16 protein-coding genes are annotated in these 15,891 nt (G+C 39.8%); 10 read left to right on the forward strand and 6 right to left on the reverse strand.

The annotated features are described in order from the left end of the window. Positions 1–276: 276 nt before the first annotated feature. From B1202_RS05270 to B1202_RS05280, 3 genes are all read left to right on the forward strand, one after another. Entirely contained in the window at positions 277–561 is a 285-nt protein-coding gene (locus B1202_RS05270) for a GNAT family N-acetyltransferase (protein WP_143221570.1), read from the forward strand. 256 nt (positions 562–817) lie between these two features. Further along, entirely contained in the window at positions 818–1,003 is a 186-nt protein-coding gene (locus B1202_RS16365; protein ID WP_143221571.1) for a hypothetical protein, read from the forward strand. 160 nt (positions 1,004–1,163) lie between these two features. Then, positions 1,164–1,634: a BLUF domain-containing protein gene (locus B1202_RS05280; protein WP_078189524.1), complete on the forward strand. Its 471-nt coding sequence runs from the start codon at positions 1,164–1,166 to the stop codon at positions 1,632–1,634. 58 nt (positions 1,635–1,692) lie between these two features. On the opposite strand, the gene B1202_RS05285 is transcribed toward B1202_RS05280, so the two are convergent. Next, the gene (locus tag B1202_RS05285) at positions 1,693–2,244 is read right to left on the reverse strand and encodes a 2,4'-dihydroxyacetophenone dioxygenase family protein (protein ID WP_078189525.1); all 552 of its coding nucleotides are present in this window, start codon (positions 2,242–2,244) and stop codon (positions 1,693–1,695) included. Positions 2,245–2,422: 178 nt separating this feature from the next. On the opposite strand from B1202_RS05285, the gene B1202_RS05290 reads away from it, so the two are divergent. Continuing rightward, on the forward strand, positions 2,423–3,328 hold the full coding sequence (locus tag B1202_RS05290; RefSeq protein WP_078189526.1) for a LysR family transcriptional regulator: 906 nt from the start codon (positions 2,423–2,425) through the stop codon (positions 3,326–3,328). A 39-nt stretch (positions 3,329–3,367) separates the two neighbouring features. Here B1202_RS05290 and B1202_RS05295 read toward each other — a convergent pair whose 3' ends face one another. Both B1202_RS05295 and mpl read right to left on the reverse strand, forming a co-directional pair. After that, positions 3,368–4,681 (reverse strand): MFS transporter, encoded by a 1,314-nt coding sequence (locus tag B1202_RS05295; RefSeq protein WP_078189527.1) that lies wholly within the window; start codon positions 4,679–4,681, stop codon positions 3,368–3,370. Between the two features lie 178 nt (positions 4,682–4,859). Beyond that, positions 4,860–6,224, reverse strand: a complete 1,365-nt coding sequence (gene mpl, locus B1202_RS05300; RefSeq protein WP_078189528.1) for a UDP-N-acetylmuramate:L-alanyl-gamma-D-glutamyl-meso-diaminopimelate ligase — start codon at positions 6,222–6,224, stop codon at positions 4,860–4,862. A 274-nt stretch (positions 6,225–6,498) separates the two neighbouring features. Here mpl and B1202_RS05305 point away from each other — a divergent pair, with 274 nt between their 5' ends. Then, a complete protein-coding gene (locus B1202_RS05305; RefSeq protein WP_078189529.1) occupies positions 6,499–6,837 on the forward strand; it encodes a DMT family protein in 339 nt (112 codons plus the stop codon). Positions 6,838–6,862: 25 nt separating this feature from the next. Here B1202_RS05305 and B1202_RS05310 read toward each other — a convergent pair whose 3' ends face one another. Continuing rightward, positions 6,863–7,312 (reverse strand): hypothetical protein, encoded by a 450-nt coding sequence (locus tag B1202_RS05310; RefSeq protein WP_078189530.1) that lies wholly within the window; start codon positions 7,310–7,312, stop codon positions 6,863–6,865. 215 nt (positions 7,313–7,527) lie between these two features. Here B1202_RS05310 and purE point away from each other — a divergent pair, with 215 nt between their 5' ends. The 3 genes from purE to B1202_RS05325 all read left to right on the forward strand — a co-directional run bounded on the left by purE (position 7,528) and on the right by B1202_RS05325 (position 11,196). Next, positions 7,528–8,040, forward strand: a complete 513-nt coding sequence (gene purE, locus B1202_RS05315; RefSeq protein WP_078189531.1) for a 5-(carboxyamino)imidazole ribonucleotide mutase — start codon at positions 7,528–7,530, stop codon at positions 8,038–8,040. Positions 8,041–8,056: 16 nt separating this feature from the next. Then, the gene (locus B1202_RS05320) at positions 8,057–9,178 is read left to right on the forward strand and encodes a 5-(carboxyamino)imidazole ribonucleotide synthase (RefSeq protein WP_078189532.1); all 1,122 of its coding nucleotides are present in this window, start codon (positions 8,057–8,059) and stop codon (positions 9,176–9,178) included. 731 nt (positions 9,179–9,909) lie between these two features. Next, positions 9,910–11,196 carry a lytic murein transglycosylase gene (locus B1202_RS05325; protein ID WP_078189533.1) on the forward strand — a complete coding sequence of 429 codons (1,287 nt, stop codon included), beginning with the start codon at positions 9,910–9,912 and terminating at the stop codon, positions 11,194–11,196. Positions 11,197–11,294: 98 nt separating this feature from the next. Here the strand turns inward: B1202_RS05325 and B1202_RS05330 are convergent, their stop codons facing one another. Then, positions 11,295–12,422 (reverse strand): anhydro-N-acetylmuramic acid kinase, encoded by a 1,128-nt coding sequence (locus tag B1202_RS05330; RefSeq protein ID WP_078189534.1) that lies wholly within the window; start codon positions 12,420–12,422, stop codon positions 11,295–11,297. Positions 12,423–12,485: 63 nt separating this feature from the next. Here B1202_RS05330 and tyrS point away from each other — a divergent pair, with 63 nt between their 5' ends. After that, positions 12,486–13,718, forward strand: a complete 1,233-nt coding sequence (gene tyrS, locus B1202_RS05335) for a tyrosine--tRNA ligase (RefSeq protein ID WP_171262600.1) — start codon at positions 12,486–12,488, stop codon at positions 13,716–13,718. Between the two features lie 495 nt (positions 13,719–14,213). Here the strand turns inward: tyrS and B1202_RS05340 are convergent, their stop codons facing one another. Further along, positions 14,214–14,855, reverse strand: coding sequence for a YczE/YyaS/YitT family protein (locus B1202_RS05340; RefSeq protein WP_143221572.1), 642 nt, complete (start codon positions 14,853–14,855; stop codon positions 14,214–14,216). A gap of 226 nt (positions 14,856–15,081) precedes the next feature. On the opposite strand from B1202_RS05340, the gene B1202_RS05345 reads away from it, so the two are divergent. Then, a complete protein-coding gene (locus B1202_RS05345; protein ID WP_078189537.1) occupies positions 15,082–15,354 on the forward strand; it encodes a hypothetical protein in 273 nt (90 codons plus the stop codon). Positions 15,355–15,891 lie beyond the last annotated feature (537 nt).

The following is a 15,891-nucleotide window of genomic DNA, read 5'->3' on the forward strand; positions in this document are numbered from 1 at the left end:
TTTATTTGAAATCTAGCTGTGAAATTGAATTAAGATCGTGATTTATACAGCGATACAACCAAGCAAGCTGCAGCAATCAGCAATACAAAGATGGCGACAAGATAAAGGTCCATAATAAAAATATCCGGCAAGTGTGATTTAATTGTTTTTTAATTAATGTGAAAGGTGTACGGATTTATTATCACCTACAGTTGAATATAGGTTGTTTAAGTTCTGTACCAATCACTTTCTCGTTTGTTACACGGTGTATTTTTTCATAAATAGGAAGAAAAAACAGTGACTATGCAACATCAAGATAACGGTCAAAAAGGTGAATTTTTTCAGTTAAATGCTGAGGGTGTTCGCCTCGCAGAAATGAGTTATCTATGGCGTGATGAACACAGCATTGTGGCAAATCACACGTGGGTAGATGATTCCTTACGTGGGCAAGGGGTTGCTCGTGTGCTATTGGATCATTTGGTGGAATTCGCTCGTGAGAAACACTTAAAAATTATTCCAACCTGTTCTTATGTAGAGGTGATGTTTCGCCGAGACAAGACATTAGTGGATGTTCAAGCCTAAAAAAGCCCGCGATGCGGGCGTTTTTATCAGTATGAAAGTTTAAAAAATGAGTGGTGTTCAATTGAGCTTGAGTTTCAACAGTGTTGATGGTGTTTTGATGATATGTGGCCACAATTGGAACAAAATCGAGCAGATCAAGATTCCTAAAACCAAGCTTAAACACATGATATTTAATAAAGCAAAATCATTCAGCACAAAATAAATACTGCCAATGGTCATCATCATCAGTAAATAAATAAGATAGTGAGGAATCACGGTGCGCAGTGTTATTCCTAAGATAAGCGAGCAAATCACGACATTTAAAAAATCTGAAATGCCAAAATTATTCAGGATGATTAAGGCAGCAAAATATACACAAGTGATCAATAAAAATATGAATAAATTTTTGAGCATGGGAGACCTCTGTATTCATCCTCAAAGAGGAATCGTTTCATTGTTTTAATGTTGATCAGTTTAAAAATTTGAAGCTAATTTCGGTATCCGTGATATCGGTTTTCTGTTGTAAGTTAAAAAGCACATTTGATTAAAAAACATACAAATCTACACTAATTCTGTCGCTCATCCCACGTTAAAATCATGCAAATACTTGAAGAATAAACACAATGATACAACTCTGTTATGCCAGTACGCGTGTAGAACAACAATTTGATTTAATACAAGATTTAAGTGATATTTTGGTGAGAGCCCGCAGTTTTAATACTGAAAAGCGTATTTTTGGCGTGCTTTACTATGCAGAAGGCCGGTTCTTCCAATGCCTGCAAGGTGAACAAGCGGCTCTCGAACAGCTTTTTCAGCATATTACGCAAGATACGCGGCATCAGGATATTGTGCGTTATCCTGATCAAAGTATTGATCAAATCGATTTTTCAAAATGGTCGATGAAATATGTCAATCGACATAGTGAAATTGCCAGTTTGTTCCAGCGCTTTGGACATTCAAGCTTTCAACCAGACCTGCTCAATACGGAACAAATTCAGGCGTTCTTAACGACATTGTTAAGGTTAGAAAATGTTGAACAGCCGGTTAAGCTGGATTCTGGCTATAAAAACCGAGGCTATCAGCATTATTTTTAAGCTGAGTGTGAATAAAAAAAAAAAAGCCCGCAAAGCGGGCTTTTTTTTTTTGAGAAAATTATCGAATGATTTTTTCTAATTCTGAATCAGGAATACCTAACTTTCTGTAGTGAGCACGGGCTTGTTCCAGTTTAGTAAATACATCTTCATAGCCTTCTGCTTTTCCATATGGGTCAACATAAATATAACCACCATACACAGTAAATAAGGTAATCATTTCATCAACATCTTCAGGAACATACAGAGTGTGTGCTTCACCTGGTGGTTCGAAAGCAAAAGAGTTTTCTTCCGCAACCCAATCATGCTCTAAATAGTGCCAACGGCCTTTAAGTACAAAAGCATGTACAGGGCCATTGTGACGATGGCGCGATAAAATGCCACTTTTTTTTACTTTTAATAAATTAATGAAATATCCACCACTTACGCTAAGTAAAAGGGGTTTAAAACTTACACAGCCATTTTCTGAGCTTGGAACCCAAAGATCATCATCTTTTAGCATTTCACTTAGTACATCTTGAGTCACGATTTCTTGTGGCATGTAAGGAACTTGAGGCAGTTGATATGGCATATCTTCTGCATATTGATTTATTGCCTTATTTTGAACATTCATTGTTAAAAATCCTTATTGTGTTGCAATTTGTGAGTTCATGGTAGCAAAGAAAATTCAATTGATTACCCTGTTAAAATTCACAATATCTATGAAAAAATGGCATAGATTAAAGGAGATATACACTTGTTTAAGTCTTTAAAAATACGTTAAAAAATAGAATAAAAATGGAGTGATTATTATGGATAATTATAAACAAATGCTTGCTTTTATCTGGGCGTACGAACATGGGAGTTTATCTGCAGCTGCGCGAATTCATGATATGACTCCTTCAGCTATGAGTAAAATGATAAGCCGACTTGAAAATCGTCTCAAAGTTCGATTAATTCAGCGTGGGACAAGACAGCTTACACTGACAGAAGAAGGTCAATTATATTTAGAAAGTGCGCGTAAAGTTGTTATCGCGATGGCAGAAGCAGATTCTCTCGCAGAGCATTTTCCAGAACAAGTGTCTGGTTCATTACGTATTAAAACCATGCCTACATTTGCAAGGCATCAAATTTTGCCATGGTTACCGGAATTTATTGAAAAATTTCCAAATTTACAGGTAGAGATAAAGATTGAATCTCGTTATGTGGATGAGTTTGAAAAAGGAATCGATTTAGCTATTTATGGTGGGAAATTACCGGATTCATCTCGTGTCACGACACGCTTGGGCACAAGTGAATGGATTACTTGTGCTGCACCTGAATATTTAAACAAATATGGTGTCCCTAAAGAGCCAAAAGATTTACTCAACCATCGGTGCTTTCATTTCAGTTATATGAATGATTGGAATTTATGGGAATATGAACATAAAGGAGATCGCTTTAGTTTGCCAATAAAGCCATTGGCATCTTTTTCACAGGGTGATTTTTTACGTGATTTGGCTTTAGATGGTCAAGGTATTGTCCGTTTAGCTGATTACAATGTGTCTAAAGATGTTCAAAATGGGAAGCTAATTCCAATCTTAAGTGATTATAAAATTCGGGAATTGGAACCGATTTATCTCATTTATCCTAATCGCAAATTTTTGAGTCCACGTATTAAAACATTTATGAACTTTTGGATGGAGAAAGTTAAGCTCAATCCATGGAATGTTAAATAAAAAATCTCCCTATTTAAGGGAGATTTTTGATCATAAAAGCTATTTAATTTGATCTAATGGAATACCAGTATTGTCTTTCCATCGAACAACAACTAAGAATGCCACGATACAAATAATGATGAGATAAGCACTAAATATCCAACCGCGATCTGTCGAATATAGCCATGTGTTGATATAAGATGCCGTACCACCAAATAAAGCAATAGCAAGGGACATAAAGAAGCCGAGCATTTTCGTGCGATATTTCGTTGGAATTTGTTCAGACATCGTGGCCGCTTTGCATGACATTAAGAAGCCGATTAAGATCAAACCAATCGTTTGTGCAACAAATAATGTCCATGGTTCATTACTAATGATATTCCATAATGGAAACATCACTAAAGCACAGCCTGCATATGTAATTAATGTCGTTTTCTTACGTCCAATATAATCGGAGAGTAATCCCTGAAATGGTAAGCAAATAATATAAATGACCTGTGCGCAACAACTCGCGATAAACGCTGATTTCGGGTCCATTCCTTGATAGGTAATGGCATAAATAGAGACGCATACGACCCAAGTATAAAAAGTAATTGTCGAGCCAGCTTCATACAGAAATAGTCTAAAGCCTGTACGTAAAAACTTACCTGTGCTCCAATTGACATCATCGTTTTTTGCTTCAGACTCGACATGACTTTCAACCATGTTACGACGTAGATAAATCGCAAAAAAAGCAAGCATACCACCAGCAATAAATGGAATTCGCCAAGCCCATTCATAGACCTCTTCAGAAGTAAAAAATATGTTCAGTGCTGCAAAGGATAATGTTGCTAAAAGTGTACCAGTACCATTTGCAACATAAGAGCTACTCGCCCATAAACCACGGCGTTTATTGGGAGCAATTTCTGCAATATATGCAAAAGATGTTGCCATTTCACCACCATGTGCAAAACCTTGAATAAGCCTAGCAATAAGTAACAGCAATGATGCCCAATAACCAATACTTGAAAAACTTGGTATGAGTGCAATCATGAAACTTGCTATTGCCATCAGGACCATAGTGGTGAGCATGATATTTTTTCGACCAAATTTATTAGCTAATGGACCAAAAATAAATCCACCTAATGGTCTAGAAATAAAGCCAACTGCGAATACTGCCAACGTGTTTAATAATGCAGATGTAGGATCTGTTTTATCAAACAAAGCTGCTGCGATATATACGGAAGCAACGGCATAAATTGTCCAATCATACCATTCGAGTAAATTACCTACGGTACTCGCAATTAAAGATCTTTTCTTTGTTGCTTCACTAATTTCTGGTTCAGCCAGAAGGTTCGTCGGTTGGGTTGTAATTGTTGTAGATATATTGTCCATTTCGTCACCCTAGATTTGAATATCTGAAGGAATTTCATTGACTAATCAATCCTAGATTAGTTGTTTAATCATAGAATATAAAAATCTGAATAAGTGTGTTCAAATTTCACATTAACTATGACAATACGGCACAAAAAAAAGCCCGCTTCGCGGGCTTTTTTTATTTTATCTAGTGGGTTTAGGCTTTTAATGCACTGATCAGCTTCTGATGTAAACCACCAAAACCGCCATTCGACATAATCACCACAGCATCGCCCTCGCCTGCCTCGCTTACGATGGTTTGGATGATGTCATCCAGTGAACGTGCCACGATGGCTTTATTCGCAGCAGCTTCAATCACAGGTTGTAGATCCCAATCCAAACCTTCAGGTTGATACCAAATCACTTCATCCGCTAAGCGTGCAGAATGTGCAAGGCCATCTTTATGGCTACCCATGCGCATGGTATTAGAACGTGGCTCGATTACCGCCCAAAGCTTACGTTGACCTAGACGCTTACGCGCACCTTCTAACGTGGTATCAATCGCCGTTGGGTGATGTGCAAAGTCGTCATAAACCTCAATGCCACGGACTGTGCCCAAAAGCTCCATACGACGTTTGACACCACCAAAGTTTGAAAGCGCTTCACACGCCATTTCAATCGAAACACCGACATGTTCAGCCGCAGCAATGGTTGCCAAAGCATTGGCTACACTGTGTTGCCCAGTCATATTCCATTTGACTTCGCCTTTCACGACACCATGCTGAAGCACTTTGAAATGTGAACCGTCAGCAGACAATTGCTCTGCATACAGCTCAGATTTGTCATTGGCATCTAAAGATGTACGCACGACAGGTGTCCAGCAGCCCATTTCCAAGACTTCATCAATATTTGTCTCTGTGATGGGCGCAATGATACGGCCTTCACTTGGAATAGTACGCACTAGATGATGGAATTGCTTTTGAATCGCCGCCAAGTCATCGAAGATATCGGCATGGTCAAATTCAAGGTTATTTAAAATCGCTGTTTTAGGATGGTAATGCACAAACTTAGAACGTTTGTCGAAGAATGCCGAATCGTATTCATCGGCTTCTACACAGAAATATTGACCACCACCTAAGCGAGCGCTTTCACTGAAACCTAGCGGTACGCCGCCAATCAAGAAACCTGGGTTTAAACCCGCTTGATCGAGCACCCATGCCAGCATGGTTGTGGTTGTAGTCTTGCCATGCGTGCCTGCAACGCCTAAGACATGTTTGCCTTGTAGGACGTGATCTGCAAGGAACTGTGGGCCAGAAATATAAGGCAGGCCTTCGTTCAGCATGTATTCCACAGCATCAATGCCACGTTTCATGGCATTGCCGACAATCACGAGATCTGGGTGTGGTTGAAGGTGGCTACGGTCATAGCCTTGCATTAAGGTAATGCCTGCATTTTCCAATTGAGTAGACATTGGTGGGTAAACGTTTTGGTCTGAACCCGTCACCTTATGTCCTAAATCACGCGCCAAGAGCGCCAATGAACCCATAAAGGTGCCACAAATACCCAAGATATGCAGATGCATTCGTTCTAACTCCACTGCTTTTATCGACACATCACTTTGTTATTGTGGTGTTGTCATTATAGATTTGGTTGAAAAGGTTAATTTCATTTGAGAGCAACCATAGCAAGGGTCTTAGCGAAAAGATAGATTTTTTTGTATGAGATCGTGCAAAAAGATTGAGCTCGCAACTGATCAAATGTACGCAATTTTCTTGAGGATAAAAACATGGAAAATAGGCGCGAAATCATGATGAAAAACGTACAATAAGCGCAATTTTTTGCGATCTTGATTGCTTATGTCACTTGCCCTGTTTTTATTGATTATTTCCAACTGTTTTATGACTTTGGCCTGGTATGGACATCTGAAATTTCTACATGATGCGCCGCTTTGGCAAGCGATTTTATTTGGATGGGCGATCGCGTTACTCGAATACAGTTTTATGATTCCAGCAACGCGACTGTTGGCTAAACATGGGTGGTCATTGGGTCAAATGAAAATCACACAAGAAGTCGTGACGCTATTGGTCTTTGTTCCATTTATGATTTTCCTTTTTAAACAACCCTTTAAGTTGGACTATTTGTGGGCAGGTTTATGCCTTTTTGGATGTGTCTATTTCGTATTTCGCAGTGCTTAATTGATTCAATGTTGCATGGGGCTGATCATTTAAGTGATGCATGTTTGCAGGCGTTTTTGAGGACTTTACTAAACTCACGGTCTCGTGGAGTGGGATCTTCATAGTCAAAGGCATAATCACTCTCACTGGTCAGTACAGTCATTTGACCGTCTGCTTCAAAGTTCATGAGTGCAAAACCATAGCTTTGGTCATCACAATACACACGATATTCTGAAATTGAATACATTTTATCGCGGCCATCATCTGCTTTATAATAGCCTGTCATCTTGACCGGCTCACGTTCATCAATAATCGATTTGCCAGTGACTAAAAATTTTTCGTGGATGTAGCCATTACTCTTAATTTGGCCGTTATAGCCTTTTTGTTTCTGTAAGAGGTTAAAGTCTTTTTCAAATTGGCTCGTATTGAGTTGAACGAGTTGGGCAAAACTCGGAGAGCTAAGGGCTAAAGTGAGTAGGATGAAGATCTGTTTCATGTTTAAAGTGTCTTATAAATATTGATTTAATAAAAGTTTTTATAAAATTGAAAAAAATAAAAATATTTTCATCAAAATATTATGGAGTTTTCTCTTTAAAGACAACCGTTAAATTTTATTGAGATGAATTTTCAGTCTATAATATGGGGCTCTTATTAAAGCTTGGCTCTAGTCGAGATTTACTCTCTCTTACTTTAATCTCTGGAAACATTGCAATGAATGCGGCCGCTTCACAAGACACTCCTCTCGTTGGAATTATCATGGGTTCTCAATCGGATTGGGCAACTCTAGAAAACACTGCCAATATGCTCAAACAGCTTGGCGTCCCATTTGAAGCGGAAGTTGTATCTGCACACCGAACTCCAGATCGATTATTCGAATATGCTGAAACCGCACGTGATCGTGGTATTCAAGTGATTATTGCCGGTGCTGGCGGCGCAGCGCATTTGCCGGGCATGTGCGCAGCCAAGACTGACCTGCCTGTACTTGGCGTACCTGTGAAATCATCAATTTTAAACGGCGTGGATTCATTGCTGTCTATCGTGCAAATGCCTGCTGGCATTGCAGTCGGCACTTTGGCGATTGGCCCTGCAGGCGCAACCAATGCAGCCATCATGGCGGCGCAAATTTTAGGTTTGACGCGTCCTGAAATCGCAAAAAATGTTGCAGATTTCCGCGCTGCGCAAACCGATAAAGTGGCGAGTAAAAATATTCCGGGTCAAGCTTAATTAAGGGGCATTTCTCATGGATAAAACCATTGGTATTTTTGGTGGTGGCCAGCTTGGTCGCATGATGGCACAAGCGGCATTGCCTTTAAACATTCAATGCACCTTCTTTGAAGCGAATACCGACTGCCCTTCTGCAGCCCTAGGTCCAGTGATTTCGACCCAAGCTGAAAATGGCTTGCAGGATTTCATTCAGAGTGCAGATGTTTTCAGCTTAGAGTTTGAAAATACTCCGCTAGCAGATGTTGATGTGTTGACCAAAAACAAAGCATTGCACCCACCGCGTCAAGCTTTAGCGATTGCACAGCATCGTTTGTCCGAGAAAGCTTTGTTTGATGAATTAGCCATTCCTGTTGCACCCTATAAGGCCGTGACGTCTTTAGAGAGTTTGGAAGCCGCTGTTGCTGAACTGGGTTTACCCATCGTACTGAAAACATCGCGTGGCGGTTATGACGGTAAAGGTCAATTTGTACTACGTAGCGCTGAGCAAATGGATCAAGCATGGGCTGAACTGGGCCCTGCTGGTGAATTGATTGCGGAAAGCTTTGTAACCTTCTCACGTGAAGTCTCAATTATTGCGGTGCGTGGTCAAGACGGTGATGTGAAAACATGGCCATTGGCGGAAAACCACCACCACAACGGTATTTTGTCGCATTCAATTGTGCCTGCGCCAAACAGCGCAGACTTACAACCAGTTGCGCAAGACTACATTACTCGCCTGCTCAATCATTTGAATTATGTCGGTGTTTTGACGCTTGAACTGTTTGTGACGGATAAAGGCTTATATGCCAATGAGATGGCGCCACGTGTGCATAACTCTGGGCATTGGTCGATTGAAGGTGCAGTGTGTTCACAGTTTGAAAACCACATTCGTGCTGTAGCAGGTTTGCCTTTGGGTTCGACTGAAGTTGTTCGTCCAACAGTCATGGTGAACATCATTGGTCAACATCCGAAATCTGAAGATGTATTGGCACTGAATGGCGCGCATTTGCATCTTTATAACAAAACAGAGCGTGAAGGTCGCAAAATCGGTCACATCACTTTAATGCCGAACGATACCGCTGAATTAACAGCTTTATGTCGTGCTTTGGCGAAAATTTTGCCGAATCCATTGGCACTTAGCGAAGATATGACCATTTAAACCTGAGTTTGAATGATAAAAAAGCGGTCATGCACATGGCCGCTTTTTTTATTGCTGTAGTTCGGGCATCATTGCGCCTCTTTGCAAAATCACACCGTTTATCGGTGAAACGATAAGAAACTATTGATCATAAAGTGTTCGTTCGTTTATAAATATTCTGCGCGAATCTTCGTATGGTTTTTTGTGTATCAATGGCCTGCAATGTGTGTGAATCAAAATCAAAAATAACCAATGCGTTTTGAATTCAAACTGTGTTTTTAAATTTAAACTATGAATTTGAATTCAAAAAATCCTATGCCGAAAACAATGAATTCAAAGTTTATGAATTTAAATTTGAAAAAATGAATTTATTTCGCTGTGTTTAAATTTAAAAAATTTGAATTTAAAAGTTGCCCAGCCTTATTGGATCTGTAGAAAGTGTTTTTAAAATCTATAATATTTTGATTATTAACAATAAAAATTAATTGTCACGCTATTTTGAATTTGTGGATAACTTTTTCTGCATGCAGTTTATTTTTAAATTTAAAAGTTTTGAATTTAAATTTAAACCGCTGTTTGGTTTGTGGTGAATTTAAAATTGGGTTGTGGATAACTGCTTTTGAATTTAAATTTCAAAAATGAATTTAAATAAGTAGAAATTATGAATTTAAATTTACGTTTTGAACCTTTAACTTTTGCTTTGAGCTGCTATTGTTAAAGCAACAATTTAAATTCAAAAAAAGATCAAGGGTATGAAGCATCACTTAGGATTTGTTTTCGGGACTGCTTTTTTGGCAATAACTCAGGCAAATGCCGAGTTGATTATTAATGGTCAGTCTGTCAATGCGTCGAGCATGCCTGCAACAAGCAGCATTTCACCACAAAATAACTTTCAAGGCTGTTTAGCCAATTTGCGCTCGCAAGCAATGAATGCTGGTGTGAGTGCGTCAACTTATGATCGCTATACACAAAATTTAACACCTGATTATTCTGTGATTGAAAAGCTTAACTATCAGCCTGAGTTTTCAACATCGATTTGGGACTATTTGTCAGGACTGGTGGATGAAGAGCGTGTACAACTGGGTCGGCAGAAATTGGCGCAGCATCGTGATGTTTTAAACCGTGTCGCAGCGGCTTATGGTGTACCTGCTGAAACTGTGGTCGCGGTTTGGGGTGTGGAGAGTAATTTTGGTGATATTGCGGGTAGCTATCCTTTATTGCAGTCATTGGGCACTTTAAGTTGTGAAGGGCGCCGCCAAAGCTATTTCCGTGGTGAGTTTTTTGCTGCCATGCGGATTCTGCAGCGTGGTGATTTAAATGAATCACAATTGAAAGGTTCGTGGGCAGGTGCATTTGGTCATACCCAATTTATGCCGAGTACCTATGAAGAACTGGCCGTGGATTTTGATGGTGATGGCCGCCGTGATTTGGTGTCGAGTACCACGGATGCGCTGGCATCTACGGCCAACTTCCTGAAAAAGCGTGGTTGGCAAACTGCTCAGCCGTGGGGTTTTGAAGTAAAAATTCCAGAAGGAATGTCGATCAGTGGTGAAAGTCGGCGTAATAAAAAGTCATTAGATAGCTGGATGAATCGTGGTTTGCAGCGTGCCGATGGCACGCCGTTAATTCAAGGTAACCTTTCTGGATCGAGCCAAGCTGGATTAATGGCACCGGCTGGGGCAAGTGGGCCTGTATTCTTGGTGTTTAAAAATTTCGATGCAATCTACAGCTACAATGCGGCAGAGAGTTATGCATTAGCGATTGCGCATTTATCCGATCGCTTACAAGGCAAGGGTGGCTTTAGTACGACATGGCCAACCGATGATCCTGGCACTTCACGTGCGGAACGACGTGAGATTCAACAATTTTTACTTAACCGTGGCTATGACATTGGTAAAGTGGATGGATTAATTGGAGATAAAACCCGTCAAGCCATTCGACAAGAGCAAAATCGACTGGGTTTAAGCCCAACAGGTCGGGCGGGACAGCAGATTTTACAGGCTTTCCGTAATGAACATGCCAAGGCAATGATGAATTAAGTTTGAGCTATGCTTTTATATAGTAGTTAATCTATATAAAAGCGTGTCTATATAAAAAAGGTCTGCAATTGCAGACCTTTTTTATATGTTTTTGACTCTTAAACCGCAGTGATTGTACCTAAGATACGATAGCCAGCAGCACCCGTCACACTTGGTAAATTTGCACTGAGCTGATTGACAAAGCGCATCGCTAACCATGCAAAGGCTGTCGCTTCCACCCAAGTTGGGCTTAAGCCTAAATCTGCGGTACTTTGCACCGTCCATTCATGTTTGCGTAGACGCCAACGCAGTTGCTCTAAAAGGTGCGAATTGTATGCACCACCACCACAGACATAGACTTCACCAGTATCCATATCAGAACGATAAATGGCTTTTTTAATGGCACGTGTGGTGAGTTTCATTAAGGTTGCTTGAATGTTTTCTGGCGTATCTTCGAGTTCGTCATATTCGAGATCTCCACGCCAATCGAGAATCTGTTCATCTAACCATTCAAGATTGAAGTCTTCACGGCCTGTGCTTTTTGGCGGTTCTTTAGAGAAAAACTCATGAGCTTGTAAGCGGTCGAGCAGGCTGCGAATGGGCTGACCATAAGCCGCCCAGTTGCCATTTTCATCATACGGCTGACCAGTATAACGTTCACACCACGCATCCATTAAAATGTTGGCAGGGCCTGTATCAAAGCCATAGACATCTTCAGGTTTGCCTGCAGGTAACATACTGACATTGGCAATGCCGCCCAAGTTTAAAATCACACGGTGAATGGTGTCATGTTGGAAAAGCGCTTGATGGAACGCAGGAACTAACGGTGCGCCTTGACCGCCCGCAGCCATATCACGGCGGCGGAAGTCTGAAATCACAGGGATTTTAGTGAGTTCGGTAATAATATTGGGGTCGCCAATTTGCAGGGTAAAACCATGTTCAGGACGGTGGCGGATGGTTTGTCCATGTGAGCCAATCGCCTTGATTTGGCTACGATCTAGCTGATTTTTCTCGATCAATTCATTGATGCCATGACCGATCATTTGAGCTAATGCAACGTCGGCCTTACCCATACGATCAATTTCGTTATCATCAGGCAAGGTGAGTGCCATCAGTTCATCACGAAGGTCTGGGTCAAAGGGAAGTGTGAGCGTCGCATGAATCTCTAAAGGATCAAAAGAAGCAGCAACAATATCGACACCATCCATGCTCGTGCCGGTCATTACCCCAATGTAGATCGCTGTCATGATGATTCTTAAGCCTGCAATGTGCTGAAAAAGTGTTAGTATATCGCACAAATTGTATAACTGATCTATTTGGATTTTGTGATGTCAAATTTCCTGCCGGCTGAAGAACAACTTGCCCTCATCCAACGAGGCACACATGAGATTATTTCTGAAGAAGATCTTCTTAAGAAATTAAAGCAGAATCGCCCATTAAAAATTAAAGCGGGTTTTGACCCGACTGCACCTGATTTACATTTAGGTCATACGGTTCTGATTAATAAATTAAAAGTTTTCCAAGATTTAGGTCATGAAGTTTACTTCCTGATTGGTGACTATACAGCCATGATCGGTGACCCAACGGGTAAGAGCGCTACGCGTCCACCATTGTCACGTGAAAAAGTTTTAGAAAATGCTAAAACTTATCAAGAACAAGTATTTAAGATTCTTGACCCTGCGAAAACTAAAGTTGTGTTTAACTCAGAGTGGTTTGGTCAAAAAACTGCTGCTGACTTGATTCAGTTGGCTTCACAGCAAACTGTGGCACGTATGTTGGAACGTGATGACTTCACTAAACGTTATAACAGCCATCAACCAATTGCGATTCACGAGTTTTTATATCCATTGGTGCAAGGTTATGACTCAGTTGCGCTAGAAGCGGATGTAGAGTTGGGTGGTACAGACCAAACCTTTAACTTGCTGATGGGTCGTACATTACAAAGCCGTTATGACCAAGAGTCTCAAGTGTGCATTACTGTGCCAATTCTTGAAGGTTTAGACGGCGTAAATAAAATGTCTAAATCTTTGGGTAACTATATTGCTGTATTTGATGCACCGGGTGCGATGTACCAAAAAGTGCTTTCAATGCCAGATGATTTGATCGAACGTTACTTTGACTTGTTAAGCTTTAAATCGATTGAAGAAATTCAACAGTTGCTTAAAGAAGTGGCTGAAGGCCGTAATCCACAAGAAGTGAAGAAAATTCTTGCACTTGAATTGGTTGAGCGTTTCCATGGCGCAGAAGCTGCGGCAAATGCGCACAAAGGTGCAGGCAACTTGATTACTGAAGGTGAACTTCCAGAAGGTACACCAGAAGTGACTATTTCTCGTGGCGCATTTGGTGGTGAGATTTTCATTACTTCTATTTTGCGTGAAGCGGGTTTGACTAAAAATGCAGCTCAAGCAAAAGATGCAATTGGTCGTGGTGCAGTGAAAGTGGATTGGGAAGTGGTTGATGCGGGTTATGCTGTGTCAGAAAACAAAACTTTGATCATCCAAGCGAGCAAAAAAGCGATCGCAAAAGTAACTTTTACCGACTAATAAATTCTTGAATTTTTAGTTAAGTTATTGAATTAAAAGCAGGCTTCGGCCTGCTTTTTTTTACCAATTAATATATTAATAATATAAATAAGCAAATTCAAAAAAAACCTTATAAAAACAACACTTAAATTTTGCCAAATGTGTTGCATTTCTTGAATTTTATGTATAAGATTTATTCATCTAGAGAGATATATATACCATCTAGAGGGTACATAACGATAACTCCACTTTTTATAAGTCTCTTCCCCAAGGGACTCTTTTTTTAGTGAGTTAACAAATAACTATAATAACTACACGATGGATCGACTAAAGATTCAATTCTAAGGGAAAGATTTTGGGAGAGATCTTTCCCTTTTTTATTTGTAAAATTGAGCTATTCCTTTCAAAAAGCACATTCATTTCTGTATTAAAGATTTTAATCGCGCCAGAAAAAAAGCCCGATTCAATCGAGCTTTAAAATGTCTCTACTCAGACAAATGTTCATGGAGTTTTATTTTAGGGCTTAGGGCCAAATTGAATGAAGCTTAATTTAGGTAAGATCCGCTTGACTAAAGTCCCGACTAAAAGTGCGGTAATAATGGTGCCTTCACGTACTCCGATGACTTGATGTAAGACCAGCCAACTGCTGATAACCGCAATACTGACCAAGAGAATGTCGCCATAGGTTTTACAGTTGCCAAAATCAAGGCGATAACGAACAGCAATGGCTTGATAGAGGCCTTCTGCGGCCAAGAGGACTAGACTGGCTTTGACCACTAAGCTCACACCTAAAGCGGTAATCAGGCAACTTGCCAAGCAAGTCAGGAGTTGAAGTGGGTAACTTTCTATGCTCCAGCCTTGGGTGAGCCACATTAAACCGTCAATAAATGCACCAAACAAAATTCCCACGGGTAATTGCAACCACTGTATCCACTGAAAGCGTGATTTTAAGATCAGCATTTGCAACAGAATCATGACGATATGCATTAATACTGTTAATGTGCCGACGGTGAGTGGAAAGATATAGCTAAAGCTGTAGGGCACCGAGGAAATAGGGGATGTCCCTAAATTTGAATGTATAGAGAGTACGACACCAAAAGCCAATAATCCTAATCCGCTTAATAGTATGAGTAAGCGTGGGAAAAACTGTGTTGGCATCCTGCACCTAAAAAATAAAAAGAGTGTACGTAAAACGCAGCCTACGCTCTATGCGTCTAAAGCCCAAAAATAGTGGCTTTTTATGACTGTGATCGTTAATAGTGATTATTCAAATAAAATAGGCCGTATTTTTATCAGCAAAAATGACTAAGCATGTAATAAAAATGATTTTTGTAAAAAACAGGCCTTATGGAACAATGGTCAAAAATCAAAAAAGAGCAACAGCATGGTGTATTACAGTACCGATAATCATGATGAACAGATTGATCGAATCTTGAGGTATTTATTTGACTACCAAACCACACAGCACAAGCGAGCATTATTTTGTGAGGCGCAGCAACAATTACATGATTTGGATATCGCGGCACAGTACCAACTATTTGCATTGGTGCGAGAACAACTCCCTCGACGTGCCAAGCTTTTATTTTCTGCCGAGGATTTCAGTGGAAAGCAACAAGTCATCTTGGAAGTCATGCAACATTTAGCATATGAACGTTAAAAGAATGTTGGTAAATATAAAAATGCACGCTAAAAAATGTCTATGAAGCTTGAATCGGTGTGATGACAGAAAAAAATGATGTGCTTTGAGGAAGAAAAGTAGACTAATGATTAATAAATAATCAAAGTCACTTTTATTAGACTTAAAAGCGCTGAAAAAGATTTGCTAGATATAAGAAATTTACTTAATTAAATATCGACTATTTGCTAAAAATTTATAAAAAATGCTTAAAAAATAGGTAAAAGTGCAATTTTTTTAGCAAAAACGCTTATAAAAAATACATACGTGAAAAATATAGTGAATTGGGGGTTGCAATGATTCTGAAATGCTCTAGAATGCACCCCATACCGACGAGATAGACGGAAACGAACGAAACGCGAAGCGTTGAGTTGTTAAGTTTATCGAAGTCCAGCTTCTAGCATTGACGAGATGTTAGAAAGATCATTAAGAGATTATGAAGAACAACTTGTGTGGATTTTTACTGATTGATTGATCGAAATTATTTTCATTGATTAATGGTAGAAATTACTCGAAGTT

It is taken from the genome of Acinetobacter amyesii, from assembly GCF_002018365.1.
Lineage (GTDB): Bacteria > Pseudomonadota > Gammaproteobacteria > Pseudomonadales > Moraxellaceae > Acinetobacter > Acinetobacter amyesii.